15 protein-coding genes are annotated in these 16,189 nt (G+C 59.1%); 2 read left to right on the forward strand and 13 right to left on the reverse strand.

What is annotated here, in order from left to right; genetic code table 11:
• Positions 1–4 precede the first annotated feature (4 nt).
• From ACYSMN_RS24125 to ACYSMN_RS24175, 11 genes are all read right to left on the reverse strand, one after another.
• Positions 5–751, reverse strand: coding sequence for an alpha/beta fold hydrolase (locus ACYSMN_RS24125; RefSeq protein ID WP_488926492.1), 747 nt, complete (start codon positions 749–751; stop codon positions 5–7).
• A 328-nt stretch (positions 752–1,079) separates the two neighbouring features.
• Positions 1,080–3,719 (reverse strand): M56 family metallopeptidase, encoded by a 2,640-nt coding sequence (locus ACYSMN_RS24130; RefSeq protein ID WP_488926493.1) that lies wholly within the window; start codon positions 3,717–3,719, stop codon positions 1,080–1,082.
• Positions 3,716–4,129 carry a BlaI/MecI/CopY family transcriptional regulator gene (locus ACYSMN_RS24135; RefSeq protein ID WP_488926494.1) on the reverse strand — a complete coding sequence of 138 codons (414 nt, stop codon included), beginning with the start codon at positions 4,127–4,129 and terminating at the stop codon, positions 3,716–3,718. Before ACYSMN_RS24135 ends, ACYSMN_RS24130 begins: the two co-directional genes overlap by 4 nt.
• A 284-nt stretch (positions 4,130–4,413) precedes the next feature.
• On the reverse strand, positions 4,414–5,217 hold the full coding sequence (locus tag ACYSMN_RS24140; protein ID WP_488926495.1) for a DUF4097 family beta strand repeat-containing protein: 804 nt from the start codon (positions 5,215–5,217) through the stop codon (positions 4,414–4,416).
• Between the two features lie 55 nt (positions 5,218–5,272).
• Positions 5,273–5,989, reverse strand: a complete 717-nt coding sequence (locus tag ACYSMN_RS24145) for a DUF4097 family beta strand repeat-containing protein (protein WP_488926496.1) — start codon at positions 5,987–5,989, stop codon at positions 5,273–5,275.
• A gap of 42 nt (positions 5,990–6,031) precedes the next feature.
• Positions 6,032–6,811, reverse strand: coding sequence for a DUF4097 family beta strand repeat-containing protein (locus ACYSMN_RS24150; RefSeq protein WP_488926497.1), 780 nt, complete (start codon positions 6,809–6,811; stop codon positions 6,032–6,034).
• Between the two features lie 169 nt (positions 6,812–6,980).
• Positions 6,981–7,862, reverse strand: coding sequence for a HEAT repeat domain-containing protein (locus ACYSMN_RS24155; protein ID WP_488926498.1), 882 nt, complete (start codon positions 7,860–7,862; stop codon positions 6,981–6,983).
• Between the two features lie 33 nt (positions 7,863–7,895).
• Positions 7,896–8,435, reverse strand: a complete 540-nt coding sequence (locus ACYSMN_RS24160) for an RNA polymerase sigma factor (protein ID WP_488926499.1) — start codon at positions 8,433–8,435, stop codon at positions 7,896–7,898.
• A 240-nt stretch (positions 8,436–8,675) separates the two neighbouring features.
• The gene (folB, locus tag ACYSMN_RS24165; RefSeq protein ID WP_488926500.1) at positions 8,676–9,032 is read right to left on the reverse strand and encodes a dihydroneopterin aldolase; all 357 of its coding nucleotides are present in this window, start codon (positions 9,030–9,032) and stop codon (positions 8,676–8,678) included.
• 242 nt (positions 9,033–9,274) lie between these two features.
• Positions 9,275–10,306, reverse strand: a complete 1,032-nt coding sequence (locus ACYSMN_RS24170; RefSeq protein WP_488926501.1) for a DivIVA domain-containing protein — start codon at positions 10,304–10,306, stop codon at positions 9,275–9,277.
• A gap of 115 nt (positions 10,307–10,421) precedes the next feature.
• Positions 10,422–11,354: a WD40 repeat domain-containing protein gene (locus tag ACYSMN_RS24175; RefSeq protein WP_488926502.1), complete on the reverse strand. Its 933-nt coding sequence runs from the start codon at positions 11,352–11,354 to the stop codon at positions 10,422–10,424.
• A 258-nt stretch (positions 11,355–11,612) separates the two neighbouring features.
• Between ACYSMN_RS24175 and ACYSMN_RS24180 the strand changes: the two genes are divergently transcribed.
• Both ACYSMN_RS24180 and ACYSMN_RS24185 read left to right on the forward strand, forming a co-directional pair.
• Positions 11,613–12,281, forward strand: coding sequence for a 4'-phosphopantetheinyl transferase superfamily protein (locus tag ACYSMN_RS24180; RefSeq protein WP_488926503.1), 669 nt, complete (start codon positions 11,613–11,615; stop codon positions 12,279–12,281).
• Positions 12,282–12,348: 67 nt separating this feature from the next.
• Entirely contained in the window at positions 12,349–12,954 is a 606-nt protein-coding gene (locus ACYSMN_RS24185) for a redoxin domain-containing protein (RefSeq protein WP_488926504.1), read from the forward strand.
• 184 nt (positions 12,955–13,138) lie between these two features.
• Here the strand turns inward: ACYSMN_RS24185 and ACYSMN_RS24190 are convergent, their stop codons facing one another.
• Positions 13,139–14,014, reverse strand: a complete 876-nt coding sequence (locus ACYSMN_RS24190; protein ID WP_488926505.1) for a transglutaminase-like domain-containing protein — start codon at positions 14,012–14,014, stop codon at positions 13,139–13,141.
• Between the two features lie 367 nt (positions 14,015–14,381).
• Complete coding sequence (locus ACYSMN_RS24195; RefSeq protein ID WP_488926506.1) at positions 14,382–15,533, reverse strand: hypothetical protein; 1,152 nt, start codon at positions 15,531–15,533, stop codon at positions 14,382–14,384.
• Between the last annotated feature and the right edge of the window lie 656 nt (positions 15,534–16,189).

Raw genomic sequence — 16,189 nt, forward strand, 5'->3', positions numbered from 1 at the left:
CTTCCTAGTGGCTAAGACTACTCTTTGTTGGCTTTCGTGCGGCCCCCATTATTTCAACAGTCGAAAGCTTATTGAATGGCTTCTCGAAGAAATCAGACAACACATTTAAAAATAAGGCAGGCTTTTCATAAGACCCAAAATGGCTAGCGCCAGGCATAATGAAGAGGTTAGCATTGGGCAAATGCGAGAACATCTGAAGTGAATGTTGCAGGCGAATAGCGTCCCGGTCACCTGACATAACTAGCACAGGAATCCGAATGGTACTTAAGGCTGACAACTGAATATGGGGTTGAGTGGCCATCAACGTGTAAAGCTGTTTGGTTTTTTGCTTGGCTGCCAAACGGGCTGTGTCTTGAATCAAGGCCACGATTTCAGGCTCTATGGCGCTGGAGTCTGGTTGTAGATTAGCCCCGAATACCGCTAAACGCTTTACTTTCTGAGGGTAGTTTTTGGCGAGGAGCAAACCAAGTATTCCTCCATCACTCTGCCCCCAAACATAGCATGAATCAATCCGAAGATGATCCAGTAATTTGACAATATCGTTAGCCATCAGATCATACGTCAGCACCGACGTATTATCTTTGGATTTACCGTGGCCTCTGCTATCCACGACAATAACTTGATACTTATTCCGGAAATAATTGATGCGCGAAGTTTGAGCACGGATAGAACCGCCATTGCCATGCAATAGAAGCAGGGGTTTTCCCGTGCCATATACTTCGTAGTAAAGGCTAATGCCATTAACAGACAAATACTTTCCAGCTTGCTCATTAGCTCCATACGAAGCTTTGGCTTGAACCTGTTGGCCATGACCCTAGCACCGAAGAGGCAAAAGAGTAGTAAGAGTATAGCTCTCATTCTCGAAGGCAGGAAGTAATGGGTAATACAGTTGGAAACAGTCATATCAGCAAAGGAAGAAGCATCCAGTATTCTATGAGAGGCCAAAAGAGTGACAGAACGTATCATTGGCTACATTTTTAGTCAAGCAGTAATCCTAATAATTTGGGAATTGGCAGAATTATTCTCCTGGAGAAAAAACCGGCCGCCGTTGCAGCGGCGGCCGGCAGGCATTGGGCTTTTTACTCACTCACTGAAATGTCGACGGCTGTAGTAGACTTGCCGCCTTTCGAGTTGCCGGAGCCACTGTACAGCTTCCGGTATTTCTCGGCCAGTTCCGCCGACTGGTGCTGGCCATTCACGCGCAGGCCGCTGCTGTTGAGCTGAAACTGAAAGCTTTTGTCGTCCTTTCCTATTAGCCCATCCTTGCGCAGCTCTTCCCGGATACGGTCGGTGTTGATGCGCGGTGGTGTGGGCGGCGTGGGCGGCATAGGTGGAATTGGAGGCGTAACCGAAATGTATGGAGCCCCTGGAGCGTGGGGGGCACGCGGCGCCCGGGGCGCTAGTGGTGCCCGTGGGGCGCGCGGCGGCCGAGGTGGGCGGGGCATGTCATCCACGTACATGTTGGAGCCAGTGGTATTCTCACTGATGCTGAAGCCGCCAGTGTCGCTCATCTTCTTGCCGCTGCGCTGCTCATACAGCTTAAGGTATTTGTTGAGCATGGCGTCCGGCTGCTTTTTGCCGTTCACCGTGAACCCGCTGCGCCGAAGCGTAAAGCTGAAATTGCCACGGTCTTCAATCAATTTGTCGCGCAGCAGCTCACTCACTACAGCTTCCTTAATCAGGCGGCTTTCGTCAGCATCGCGCCGGGCAACGGCCGCGTCGCGGTGGGCCTCCTCGGCATCACGACGCGCTTCTTCGGCATCGCGCTGGGCATCTTCTTCGTCCCGCATGGCATCTTCTGCCTCGTGCATGGCTTCCTGGCGCGCCTCTTCGGCTTCGTGGCGGGCTTCCTCGGCATCTTCATCTTCCAGCTCATGGCGGCGCTCAGCCAACCGCTCCCGCTTTTCCCGGATTCGCCCCCGCTCCTCGTCCGTTTTGGCGTTGCGTTCGGCTTCACGCAGGCCACGCTCGGCCTGTGTGAGGGCGTCGCGCGTGAGGTCGTCGTCATAAAACTCGCTCCCGCCACCATCATTATGAAAATTGAAAGAGTAGCTGCGGCCGTTTTTGCCACCGTACGCTTGGCGGCGAGCCTCTTGTACCTGCTCACGCACTTCGCGGCGCATACGCTCCTGCTCAGCCCGCGACATGCCGGGCATAGTTTCAAAGCGGAAACTGCGGGCGAAGTCGTTGTCGAAATGGAAAGCCTGGGCATCACCGGGGCCTATGCGAATCACTTGGGTCTGGCTATCGGCCTTCTTTCCTTTCTTCTTAACGTCGGCAGTGGCGGCGTCTACCCGCTGCCCGTTCACGTACAGCTCCGTCAGGCGGCCTTTCTTATCCTTCTCGATGACAACCGTGCCCGGCCCGCCACGGCGGCCTCGGCGCGGCTCGTCCTCGTTCACCACTACCACCTGCTTGGTGCGGCTGCGCTTGTTTTTGGCTTTTTTATCGTCATCAGCAGTAACAATCGTTGCTGCTTCCGCGGCTTTTGTTACAGCTGGCTCTGTTGCTTCTACTACGGCCGGCGCTTTGGGCATCAGGGTTGTGGCCGGTGCCGTTTCCGTGGCTTTGCGGGTGGTATCATCCTCGGCGGTCAGGAAGGGCAGGCGGTGCAAGGAGCCGGTCAGGCCACTTTTGTCCGAAGCAGGCTGCGGGTCGGCGAGGGCCACGGCGGTGCTAAGCAGTATCAAGCCCCCCAGCACCACGCAAGCCGCCATAAAGCCTTCCGAGAATGTGGGCGTGTCGCGTCCTTGTACCAGCCGCCGGATGCGGCCTAGCAGCGAGCCATCGGGTCCCACCGCCGACATCGCCAAACGCGGTGCGGCTTGCGGTGCCAAACTCTGTTCGGCCAAAGCAGCCAGGGCGCGGGCCAATGTCAGCGGGTTGCCGCCCACTAGCGCCGTAGCAGCATCGTCGCAGCAATTTTCGCGCTCCGTGCGCAGGCAGGCCGAGATGAACCACACGGCCGGATGGTAGAAGAACACCGTTTCGGCTGCGGACTGCAACAGATTCAGCAGATAGTCGCGCCGGGCTACGTGGGCCAGCTCGTGCGCCAGAATGGCTTCCAGGTGGCCGTAGTTCAGGCCCGCCACGGTTCCCAGCGGTAGCAGAATCATAGGACGCAGGTGGCCCACCACCACCGGCACCCGCACCAGCGCCGATTCCAGCAACGCCACCGGCCGTTGCAAACCCGCGCGGGTGGCCAGTGCCGCCAGCCGCTGCTGCCACTCTTCTTCCAAGGGCTGCACGCGGTAGTGGCGCAGGCGCTGCACGTAGGCCAGGCCACCAAGCAGGCGGAGCGTCATGGCCAGCAGGCCGAGCAGCCAAGCCGCCACCAACACGGGCAGGTTTTGGTCGAAATACGTTATCCAGGCTTGCATGGAACTGGCTGGAGAGGCAACGGAGGCTGCGGAGGCTACGGCAAGAGGCCCGGCCGAGCTTGGCGCCGAATCAGTGTTTACCACGAGAGTGGTAGCGTTGATTTCCGCCACTCGGGCCGCGTAATAATGACGCACGAACGTCACGGCAGCCAATCCAAGCAGTACCACCAGCGCCACCGCCGACACATTGTAGCGCACCGTGGCCTGATGGCGGCGCAACAGCAGCAGCAATCCGGCTAGGGCCAGCGCTACTACGGCTCCTTGCCAAAGTGAGTGAACGAGCGTCCAGCCCAGGGCGCGCACCAGCGCCGGAGGCAATAGTTGTTCGAGCCAGTTCATTGCTTGCTTGGTTGCGGGTTGTCGTTCTGCTGATTTTCCATGTCATCGAGCAAGCTCCGAATCTGGGCTAGCTCCTCCGCCGACGTATGCCGGTTGCCAAGGGCCTGCATCACGAGCTTCATGGCCGAGCCCCCAAAAGCGGATTCCACGAAACGGTCGAGCAACAGGCCCTGGGTTTCTCCTTCGCGCACGGCGGCGCGGTAGACGTGCGTTTTGCTGTCGTCCTCGCGCAGCACCAAGCCCTTGTCGAGCATGAGTTGCAGGATTTTGAGCGTGGTGGTGTAGCCGACTTCGCGCTTCTGGCTCAGCTGGTCGTTCACGAACCGGACGGTGTTGGGGCCGTGCTGCCACAGCACCTGCAAAATCTCCAGCTCCGATTCGGTGGGCTTGGGAATGGGTTTCTGACTCATGGGAAAAGGCTTTTAGACATTCTACGAACTAATTCGTAGGTCAAACATATACGAAGCATGTCGTAGAAGCAAGTTTAATCTACGAAATTTTTCGTGTGTCTAATCAAAACGCCTTTCACAATCTCAAAATAGGGCCGCTACCACTGGCTCACAAGCCTTTGCTGGAGTAGGCAGCTGTTTGGGCTTGTGCTTGTAAAGCCCGTCTTCCAGTATTCGCCGGCCGTCTGCCCATGCCGGCCTTGTGGGCCGGAGAAGTTGTTGAAGTTGCCTTCCCAAACTCGCGTTTATTTCTCCGCCCGCCTCACGGTTACGCCGCCGTTGGTTGTCACCACGGATACTGGAGCACCACCTTTGCCGAGCTTAATATTGAGTTCCCGCCCAATGCGGCCTTGCACCGTCATTGGGAAGTCGGTGCTCACGTTGCCGTGCACGGTGCGGGTGGTGAGCTGGGCCGAATAGGTTTCGGGAATGCGCCACGTGATACCGCCGTTGGTTGTCTTCACGTCCAGACCTTTGCCTTCCCACTCCGTTCCGGTTAGAGCCACATTCACGCCCCCGTTCTGGGTTTTACCGCGGACGTCACCGCCAACGCCCTTCAAGGAAATACCACCGTTCTGAGCCTCAAACTCCATCGTCGACTGCACGTTTTCGATGTGAATGCCGCCGTTGTGGGTGGTGAGGGCCAAGGCCGTCTTCTGCGGTACCAACACTTCGTAGCTCACCGACCACTCTTCACCGGCGCTGGATTCGGCTTTGAGCGTGTTGTTGGCGGTGTTGATTTTAATGGTTTTGGCCTGCTCTTGCAGCTTATCGGTGCTGCCGCCCCAGATCTGTACCCGGGCCCGTACGCGCACATCGGTGCCGGACCAGCTGCGCACCGTGATACCGCCGTTCTTGCCCCCGTTCACGGTTAGCGCCTGGCCAGACGCGGGCGCGGGCATCGTCAGGTCGCGGGTTTCGCAATACTGCTTGCGGTTGCCCTGCCACTCATTGTCGCAGGTGCTTTTGAATTCCGGCCCGGTGCCCGACTGTGCCGTGGCAGCCAGGGCCGTGAGAGCGCAAAAGGCGGTAGTCAGAAAAGTTTTCATCGTGAAGGCTAAGGCTAAGGATGACAAGGAAATGGGTTTCAGCGATGCTTGGCGGCTATTTGCGCTTGCGGAAGAACACGTCGCCACTAATCGATTCCAGTTGCAAGGATGGCCCGCTACCCCGGAGCGTGCCCTTCAGTTCGTAGCCGACTATCGGATTCTCCTTGCGGTTGATGAAGGCCACATCCTGGTCGGTATAGACTTCGCCCGTAATGGTTTTCATCGCCAGGACGGCTCCTTGAGTTGCGGGCCAGCTTATATCCACAAACCCGCTGATCGACTTGGCATCAATAGGCCCCGTCAGACCGTCGATGTCAATGTTGCCGCTGATGGTTTTCACCTGTAGCTCCGTGCCAGCCGGCAGGCTCACTTCGTAGTCGATGCTCACGCACACGCGCTGGCCGCTGTTTTTGCCGCCCCAATTGCTGCCGTAGTAGGAGCCGCTCCCGTCGGGCGGGCAGTCGCCGGGCTGAGCACGCTCCAGCATCTTCATATCCAGCTCCGACACCACGGCTATTTCGCTGGTGCCGCGGTCCATGCGCAGGGTTAGCGCGTCGTTGAGGCGGTTTTGGTTGATGTTCACGCTGGCGTGCACCTTCAGTTCGGAGCCGCTAGCTGCCCGGACGCGAATGGTATTGGCGTGCTTGAGGTTGAGCAACACCCGCTGCCCGGCCTTGAGGGGAGCATTCTGGTCGATGATGCGCTGGGCCGCTGCGGGCCGCCCGCCACTCAGCAATGCGCCGAGCAGCAAAAGAAATCCAAACCGTATCATAACTGAGGAGGACAATGGTTGGGGAAACATGAGAAAGAGCGGCTACTTGGCTTTGCGAAGGAAAATGTCGCCGCTCACCGATTTGAGCGATATATTGGTCCCGCCGCCGTTCACGCGGCCATCTACTGTCTGGCCGCCCACGTGGTGCAGGCCATCGGCACCTTTGCCCAGCGCCAGTTCGAAGTCGGTGTAGATTTCACCCGAAATGGTGCGCATGTCCAACGTGGCTTTGGCGGGGGCAGGCATGCTCACATCCACGTCTCCACTCACCGAAGAGAGGGCGCTGGGAGTGGCAGGCACCGCGCTGAAGCGCACCGTAATGTCGCCGCTCACGGAGTTGGCTACCACTGGGCCAGCAATGTTTGTGGCTCGCAAATCGCCTGCTTTCAGCGTGGCCTCTATCCTACCCGCCAAGTCGCGCATCTCCAGTTCGCCACCGTTCCAGTTGGTTTGCGTGAAAACCACATCGGCCCGGCGCGGCACCTGAATGGTGTAAGTGGCCGATTTACGCGAAGCCTTCACGATGCGTACCGTGTTGCCGGCGGCGCTGGTCACGGCCAGGCCCATGCGGGTGTTGTCTTCGGCGGTGTTGTAGACCGGGCGCAGACCTTCGGCCCGCTTGGGCGGCTCCTCGAACCCGTTACCGCGAATCACCACTTCGTCGCCGTCGTAGCCTTCCACCGTCACGTCGCTGGCCTGCATTTCCAGCACAACTTTACGGTCTTGCTTATTCGAAAACTTGGCTTTGTACTCCTGGGCTCGAAGTAACGCCGGACTGCCAGTCAGTAAGGCGAGCAGGGCGAGGGTTTTAAATTTTTTCATGGTATCAAGCTGAATGTCAAGGCAAGACAAGGATTTCACGTGGTAGCGTTTGGCGCAGCCGAGTGCACAGCGCGGCCAGTGCCGTACTAAGCTGTCGGGCTACCAACTAAGTGAATGCCGTACGGTGGGTTGAAAAAGTGAAGCAGATTAGGTGTGGGCCGTGCCTTGCTTAAATCAGCAGGCCAACGCCGCTTTCCGCTTGCTGGCGCACAGCCGGCAGAACATCGGGCTGCTGGGACAGCTGTTGGAGATGGGGCACGGCGCGGGCTTCGCGCAAGGTCACGAGCAGCTCAATCAGGGTGATTTGCACGTTCGGATCGGTTTGCAGCGGCAGGGCGTCCACCAGCGCGGGACCTACGCGTGGGTCGGCGCGGAGGCGGTAAAGGGCTTTGCAGGCCGCAAGGCGCACGTTGGGGTTGGGGTCGGTGTCGAGGGTGTGAATGAGCGCCTGTACGGCGGGGTTGCCGGGTTCCACGCGGGTAGGGGCTTCATTCACGAGCTGCAACCGTTCAGTAGCCGTGGCCGGCTCCCGCACCGCCGCCGCCAGCTGCACCGACAACGACGCGGGCTTGGGGGGAGTGGCTGCCACATCGGGCCGCTGCCCAAACCGGACCGTGAGGCCCAACGCTACTCCTAGCACCAGCAAAGCAACACTAGCGGCTATGCGCAGCCATGCCCCCGAGCTTGCGCCCCACATCGACACCACGCGCCCGGTCTCTTTCTCTGGCGCTATTATTTGTGGTGAGGAAACGGCAATAGTTAAGGGTGGGGCTTCGGCCTTAGCAGCGGCTAGAGCAGCTTTTTCCTGCTCCAGCAACGCCATAAAGTTTTCACGCAACACCAGTGGTGGGGGCAGCGATGGTAGAGCGTCTAGGTCGCTGAACAGGATATTCAGTTGTGCTAGCTCGGCTTGGCAGGCCGGGCAAGTGGGCAAGTGGGCAGCTACCTGGGCCATTTCGGTGGCTGATAGTGCATGGTCGGCGTAGTCGGGCAGGAGCGGCCGGATAGCGGCACATGCAGGACTGAGCAGATCGGGAGAAGTTGAGTTCATGGCTTCGCTTGAGGTGCCTCAGCGGCAAGCAGTTTAACTAAGGTAAATACGGCGCAGGGCCTCCAATGCCCGGTGGGCTTTCACGCGGGCGGCTCCTTCTGAGCACCCGAGCATTTCGCCTATCTCGGCGTAATCGAAGCCCTGGAAGCGGTGCAGCACCAGGATTTCGCGCTGAGCGGCGGGCAGCAGCGCCAAGGCCTCTTGCAGCGCCTGGTTTCGGTCGTCGGTGGCGAGCTGGGCCTGCGCTGCCCGGCCGTGCGCCGAGGTGCGTTCCATTTTCTCCACGTCGTCGGTGGGCCGTTGCTGCTGCCAGTGGTCGGCGTGCACGTTTCGGGCCAGTTGGTAAATCCAGGCCCGAAACGGCTGCCCCGGCTGGTAGCTGGCGCGGTACTTCAGCACGCGGTAAAATACGTTCTGAGTCAGATCCTGCCCTACCTCCCGGTCGCCCCCATTGAGACGACACAGAAAGCCGAACAGCGCCGCCTGGTACCGTTCAAACAGCAGCGTCAGCTGGTCCAGGTCGTCGGCCCGCACGCGGGCCATCAGGGCTTCGTCGCTGATTGAGGCTTCCACCAAAGGCTGAGTTGAAGTTGACAATACACAAGGCGGTTGTAGAGTGGTGATGGCAGGAGTACCAGCACACGGCCCGTTCGTTACAAGCTCCCATAAATTTTTTTACCAACCGCAAAGTCAACTCGCCGCTGAAAGCAAGAAACCTTGCCTGGAAGCTTCCAAGCAAGGTTTTCGGGCAAGAGAAGCCACCTAGAAAATCGCCCGCACATCCGTACCGTCATGCTGAGCCACCCGAAGGCGTCAACGCTTCTCCTCCAAAGTCACCTTTGCGGTGTGGCAAATACCACCTAGCGGCGGATTGAATTTGTACACGCTCACCTTCACGGCAGCCACAAACGGAAACCGGGAATACACCCGGTCAATTACGCGGTGAGCCAAATGCTCTAAAAGGCGCGCGGGAGCCAGCATTTCCTCCGCTACCACCCGGTACAGCACCTCGTAGTTCACGGTCTGCTGCAACTTATCCGAAGCCCCAGCCGCGTGCAGGTCGGTTTCCAAATACAGGTCCACGCCATACTTGTTCCCTATCTTCTGCTCCTCGTCATAATAGCCGTGAAACGCGAAAAACTCCATTCCTTCCAGTGCAATCTGGCCCATGATGTTGATGTGCTGATGAGGTGATGTGCTAATGTGCTGATTCGTTGTTGGGTTGATTAACTGATGTACTGGCAAAAAAGCTTTGCCTGGAAATTTACATTGACCAGCGTATCCCGAACAGCTTAGGCACAACAAAGAAGCATCAACTCAGCGCTACAAAAAAACGAAGCCCGCCAAAAGGCAGGCTTCGTATATCGGCCACAAAATCCGTGGAATCCGAAAAATCCGCTCGAATCCGCGGTTCAGATTTCGTCAAAGAACGACTTCTCCGACGACGCGGCGGCCATACCCGGGTGGCGGGCCGGCTCGGGCTGCGTAATCTCGGGCTGGCCGGGGCCGAAGGGCTGAATGTCGGGCGCGGTGGGCTCAATGGTGGGTCCGGTAGGATCGGGCACGCGAGCCGGCTCCGGCTGGTAGATGCGCGAAGGATCAACGCGGCCGGGGTTTTCGTCGGGAGATGGGTTGGGCTGAATGTCGGGGCCGGGAGTCTGGGCGGGGGCGCCGGGGTCGGGTTGCTGACCGGGCTTGGGGTTATAGCTGCCGGGCTGGAGGACGGCGGGCTGAGGCGCGGCGGGCCGGGTTTCGGGTGCCACTGGGGCCGAGCCGCCAAACGAAGCAGCCGATGCACCGGCCACTGCCGCTACCGATGAAGTAGATGAGGAGGTAATAAACATAGAGGTGCTGGCTTCGGGTGAATGATCGGGACGATTCACCTTTACGCTAGCGGCGCGGGAAAGGATGGCGGCCGTGCTGGCTTTGGGCCGGGCTTTGGCTTTTTCCACCTTGTCGAGCGCGTCGGAAGCCAGATTGTGCAGGTCGCGCACGAGGCTATCGAGCTGGGCTTCGAGGCGCTGGCACTCCTGGCCGAGGCCATTCACCTCCTTCTGCATCTCGGCAACCGTTTTCTCGGCCTGCTGATACGCTTCCTCCACTACGGAACGGGCTTTTTGGCGGGCATCAGCAAGAAGCTGCTCTACTTTGAGCTGGGCTTCGCGGATACGGAGTTCAGCGTCGCGCTGGGCCTGCTCCGTGATGCTGTTGCTGGTGTCTTCGGCGGTTTTGAGGGTGCGGTAGAGGCTGGTTTCCACCTCGCGCATCTTGCTCACGTCCTGCGTGGCGTGTTCGAGCTTGACGCGCAACTCGCGGTTTTCGTCGCCCATTCGTTCCCACTGCTGGGAGAGAGTGAGCAGAAACGCCTGCACTTCGTCTTTGTCGAGCCCCCGAAAGGCTTTTTCAAAGGTCTTTTGGCGGATATCGAGGGCGGTAATTTTCATTCTGTAGTAGAGGGAAGTGAGTGTTTAGTAGTGGGTATAGCCGCTCAAGAGGACGTAGAGAAAGCAGCGGCGGCAAAGCATTTCCTGCGCTGTTCCTCTTACTACTCACTACCAACTACTCAATACTAAGCTGCCAAACGGCCAAACTACGGTCGTCGCTACACGAAACTAGCCTATTCTGCCTTCCCGGCCAAAACAACTTGTTGACGGAAGTGCCGTGGCCCGCGTGCCGCGCCTTGTCTACTACCCGCAGCAATTGCAGCGTTTCGGCGTCCCAGAGCTTGATGCTCTTATCCATGCTGCACGTGGCCAGCAGCGCCCCGTCGGGGCTAAAAGCCACGTGGTTTATAGCAAAAAGGTGCGCCACGATGTTATGTTGCTCAGCATAGCCGGTCGCTACGTCCCAGAGGCGCAAGTGCGCATCGCGGCCCGCCGTGAGCAGGTAGCTTCCATCGGGCGAGTAAGCCGCTGTAAATATCGAGTTAGTGGCACCTTCCCACTCGTGCTTGACAGCCAAAGAATCGGCGTCCAGTACGCGCAACTGCCAATCGGAGCCGCCCACGGCTAGCTCACCACGCTCCTGGTGCAGCGCCAGGCAGCGCAGGCTTTTGTCGGACAGTCTCAGCAGGGTTTCCACCTTGAAATCAGTTGTCCGCAGCACGGCCAGCGTACCATCGCCCAACGCCACGTATACTCGCTGCCGGGCTTCGGAGTGGATGATATCGAAAATGGCAGTGGGCGGCAGGGCTGTGGCAAAAGCCAGTTTTTTCTCGGTCAGATCAATAGCCTGCACCCCCTGGAAATTATGCCCAATAACCAGCAGGTTGCGCACGGGCAAGTGCAGCAGCGCGTACACCGAGTTTTCCACCTTGGCTATCAGCTCGCCGTCTTTTTCGGGCTCCTCCGCACTCCAGGCCGCCACGAGTCCATCAGCGCCAGCTGAGTAGAACGTATCAGCGCCGGCCGTACCAGCCAGCGCGTACACACAGTCGCGGTGGCCCGTGAGAGCCGCGAGCTTCTGAACCTGCGGACGATAAAGAAAAGGCATGCCGCGAAGGTAGCGCCTGCTGGCTTCGCGCGGCGCACGGTGTGTCATTGCGAGCAAAGCGAAGCAATCCTTCCTCTCATAGCGCGAACCGTACTTGAAGCAACAAGCCCTCAACTCCGCCGTGGATGTTGAGGGCTTGTCTGTGTAGGAAACTTGGCTCTCTGAGAGGAAGGATTGCGTCGTCGTGCCTCCTCGCAATGACAGGCGGGTCTTGTACCCCCGTATCTTTGCCTACTTACTCACTTACCGTTTTCCATTTTGCCGCTGCATTCCATCTCCCCTATCTCCAGCCAGGCACTGCTCGGGCTGTGGCAGCTTACGGAACCGATTGAGGCGCTGTGGCCGCTGCTGCCTAATTTATTGCACTACACTGCCCACTTTCCAGCGGGCCGCGACGAAACCCGCGCCCGGCAATGGCTGACGGGCCGCGCGCTGGCTCATTGCCTGCTACGGGAGCTCACCGATATGCCCGCCACGCTCTGCAACAATGCTAACGGCCGGCCGTTCTTCGCGGAAATACCGGGTTTGGGCGTGTCTCTGTCCCATTCCGGCGAATGGGTGGCGGCGGTGGTAGCACGCGGCGCCGTCGTTGGCATAGATATTGAACTGGTACGAGCCAAAGCGCAAAAGTTGGCGCCGCGGTTTCTATCGGAAGCCGAGCGCGCTGACGCCGGGGACGACACAGCCAAACACAGCGTGTACTGGAGTGCCAAAGAAACACTCTATAAGCTGCATAGCCGCCGGGGCCTGGTGTTCAAGGAGCAAATTTTGCTCGATCCGTTTGGGCTGCGAGAGGCAGGTGTGTTGACGGGACACCTGCTCGTCGAAAACTCTCGCAGCCAACACCAGATTCAGTACCAGCGCCCAGCTCCCGATTACGTGCTAACTTACGCCATTAGTGAAATGGCTGAATGGCTGAATGATTGAATGGCTGCCCGTTCAACGATGCCTCTTGATTTAGCCATTTACCCATTCATTCAATCATTCAACTTCCATGTCCATTCGTCGCCTTTCTATTATCGCTGCTGCTGCCCTACTCTTCACCGTAGCGGCCGTGGGAGTAGCCCGCGCCCAGGGTGGCCGCACCGTGAGCGACTTCAGCTTGAAAAATAACGCTAACGCCGACGTGGCTCTGAAAAGCTACGCCAGCAGCAAAGCCGTAGTGGTAGTTTTTCTGAATCCGAGCTGCGCATACTCCAAGCTCTATCAAAACCGGCTAGCCGCGCTCAATTCGCAGTATGGCGGCCGCGGCGTGCAGTTTCTGTTCATCAACGCGCCCATCAACCTGGAAGCCAGCGCCGACTTAAGCGAAGCCGACAAGCTCAAAATCAAGGCCACCGCCGACTTGCCTTTGCTCACTGATGAAGGCCAGAAAGTGAGCGGCCTGCTCGGCGCCACCAAAACGCCCGAAGTGGTGCTGCTCCAGCCCGCCGGCGATGGTTTCGCGGTCCGCTATAAAGGCGCCATCGACGATAACCCGCTGGTAGAAGGCGACGTGAAGGAGCGCTACGTGCAACAAGCCCTAGATAATTTACTCGCCGGCCGCCCCGCCGGCGTACCCGATAAGCGCGGCGCCGGCTGCCTCATCAAGCGGAATTAGATAATCCTGCTGTCATTGCGAGGAGGCACGACGAAGCAATCCTTCCTCCTTGTGAGACCAGCTTCATAAGCAGACAAGCCCTTGACGCCAGCACAGACGTCAAGGGCTTATCGTTTCAGGAAGTTTCGCGCTTTGAGAGGAAGGATTGCTTCGCGCTGCTCGCAATGACAGCGGGGTATTGCGTCTATTCTTCCTCTTCCGGATTATCGGTGGTGGAGCTTTCTTCGTTGGTGAGGATGCCGAGGAGCTGGGCTACTTCGGCGGCTTTGGCGGGTTCCTGGAGCTTCTCGAAGCTGAGTTGCAGGTTGCGCAGCGCCCGGCGCACGATGTCGAGGTGGGTGCAGGGCTCGTAGAAGATGTCGTTGGAGGTGAGGTTGAGCTGCACGATGTAATGCTCTATATCGGTGCGGGTCAGGATGAGGCCGCGGTTGTAGCAGTTGATGTAGAAGGCGTCAAGTTGCGGCGTTTCCGGGCGGTAAGTCAGCACGAACAGGTTGGGCAGGTTCACGCCGAACACCGGCAGCCTGAGGCGCTGCGCCACCAGCAGGTAGATTACGCACAGCGTAAGCGGGTTGCCGCGCCGGGTTTCCAGCACACGGTGCAGCATGGAGTTGGCCGGCGAGTGGAAGTTCTGCGTGTTGGCGGCGAATTTGTGCACCCGAAACAGCACGTGGTTCAGCACTTGCACCTGCTCGGTGGGCAGCATTTCGGGCCGCAGCAGAGTCCATACTTCAAATCGCAACTGCTCGATGGCGCGGTTCAGACTCTGCAAATCGGCATCGGGATATTGGTAGGAATTGAGCAGCCACATGCCTTCGAGCAGGTTTTCCCCGCCCGATTCGCGCCATACGCGCAGGCGCTGCTGCAAGCCCTCGAACTGCAAGTGGTGAATCAGGTCTTCGAGCCGCTGCTGCTGCTGCGGGTCCAGGGTTTCTTCCCACGACTCTTCCAGAAACGGAATGATACTCTCGCCCAGGTTCTGTATCCGGTCCTGAATCTGCGGCGCGACTTCTGGATCGTCGAGCAGGGAGATAAGGGCTTTGATTTCTTTATTGGTCATGTAAAGCAGATGGACGGGCCAGCATAGGCAACCCCCAAAGCGGGAAAGAAGCAAATAAACGCAACCGGCACGGGTTTATCACCGCCAGCCGCCAGCAACTAACACGCAAAACGGCGCGGAATGTTTATTCCCAACCTCGCCTCCGGCCTACTTTCCTTCGGCAGCCCACCGCACCCGCTACGCTAGCGGAGTAAGTCCGTTTCAGCCAACTCCTGTGCCTCGCCGCCGCAGCCGCTCCTTACGGCTTTGGGGGCTTACGAGCTGCTTGGCCCGCCGCCAAGGCAGCACAAGAGCCGGTAGTTCGCGCAATGGCCCACGGAGAACCTGGCGGCCAGTGGGCCAGACCAAGCCACGATACCGGGCGTCTCTATAGGTGAATAACAATCGGCCCCTGGCCGGGCTTCGGAATCCTGTAGGCCTTCAAAAAGGCTTTGAGCGCGGCCGGGTCTTGCTCATACGCCTGCACGTCGGCGGCCAGCTGCTTGATTTTAGCTTCCAGCTGGGCTTTTTGCCGCTTGTAGTCGTAGTCCAGGGTGGCGGCGGTGGGCAGGCCGTAGTAGGACTGCCCGCTGAAGTCGGCCAGGTCCATCTGCTCCTCGTACAGCGCGTCGTCCAGCTCGCGTGCCTGCTCGCGCAGCAGCTTGTTGTAGTAGCGCAGCTGGTCTTCCGCCAGGTTTTCGAGGTGGGTCTGGTCGATGCGTTGCAGCTCCAGCTGCAAGCGCAGCAGGGTCAGCAGCTCGTTGTCTTCGTAGGCCAGCGTGACTCGTTGCAGCAGGGAGGTTTTGCGGGCCTTCTCGGCTTCGTCGGGCTCCCGGTCGGGGTGCAGCACTTTAACCAGGTCCATGTAGAGCGTCCGCACGGCTTTGGTGATGTTCTTTTCCTCGGCCTGCTTTTTGGCTTCGGCGGCCTGCTGCTTGGCCGTTTTGGGGCGCTGGGCGCGGCGTTCGGCTTGCTGCTGCGCCTGCTCGGCGGCGGTAGCCTGCTGCACGGCCATCTGCTGGGCCACGTAGTTTTCGAACTTCTCCGGGGTGCTCACGTCCACCGCCGGGTCGAAGGTGATGCCGAACCGCTGGCTGAACATCTGTTTCATCATTTCGGCGGCCTGGGCATCCAACTCGGCATCGACCTCGTCGAAGCTCTGGGCATCGTGCTTCTCGAAGATGGGCTTCAGGTCGTCGTAGCCGCGTTCGATCAGGTCGTAGCACACGTTCAGAATCAGGTCCACGATTTTGCCGCGCTCCGTTTTGGTGAGTTTTCGGGTATCGAAAGCCTGGTCGAGCAGGCGCACGAAGGCCGCTCGTTGGTCGTTGTGCCGGGCCTGGAGGGGGCGGTACTCGGTCTGCACACGCTGCCGCAGGCGGGTGGCGGCTTCGCGGAAGGCTACCACTTCCTGCTCCAGCTTGGCAATGCGCTTGGTGAGGCGGTTGAACTCTTTCTGCGCCTTGGAAAGCGGCGTATTATCGGTACCCGGCGACTGGATGTGGACCAGCTGCGACGCAGGGGCGGTTTTCTTGGCCATTACAAAAGAGATTTGTCGTGCAGACGGCGCCGCGCACGGCCGGTTTTACTGATTCTTACTAGGCCCCGAAGATATAAAACCAGGACTTACGCGCCTGGCTTTCTCAGGGTGTGTCTCGGGGTGCTGATGCCCAATCTCCGAGACACGCCGCATTGACCGCGAGGAATACTACCAGACGGGTCGTGCGCGAGTCCTGGAAAAGCCACCGCCCCAGCCGGCACCCAGGCCCTGAGACGCTCTCATCCCCGACCAAAACCGCATCTGCACCTCCCGAAGCCGCGTCTGTAGCATCCGAAGCTCTGTCTGCACCTCCCAAAGCCGTGTCTGCACCTTCCGAAGCACCATCTGTAGTTCCCGAAGCTCCGTCTGGGGCAACCGAAGCTCCGTCTGGGGCTCCCGAAGGTCCATCCACTAGCTAATTCCGCTGCTTTGGGCGTTACGGGCGGCGCTTCGGGGCCTGCTGCCGCACCGCCTGGCCGAGCAGCTCAGGCTTCGGATGCGCGGGGCGCCGTTATGGCAGCTGCTTCTCGCACTAGCCGACCCAAGTTGCGGGGTAGCCGCGTCGCGGCTGAAGGTTTGTAGAACACCCGGCCCAAAACGGCCCTGCGCCGCGTAGCGGTGCCAGAGACGCCCGCCGATCTGGCACCGCTACGCGG

The organism is Hymenobacter sp. M1-2 (assembly GCF_057808495.1).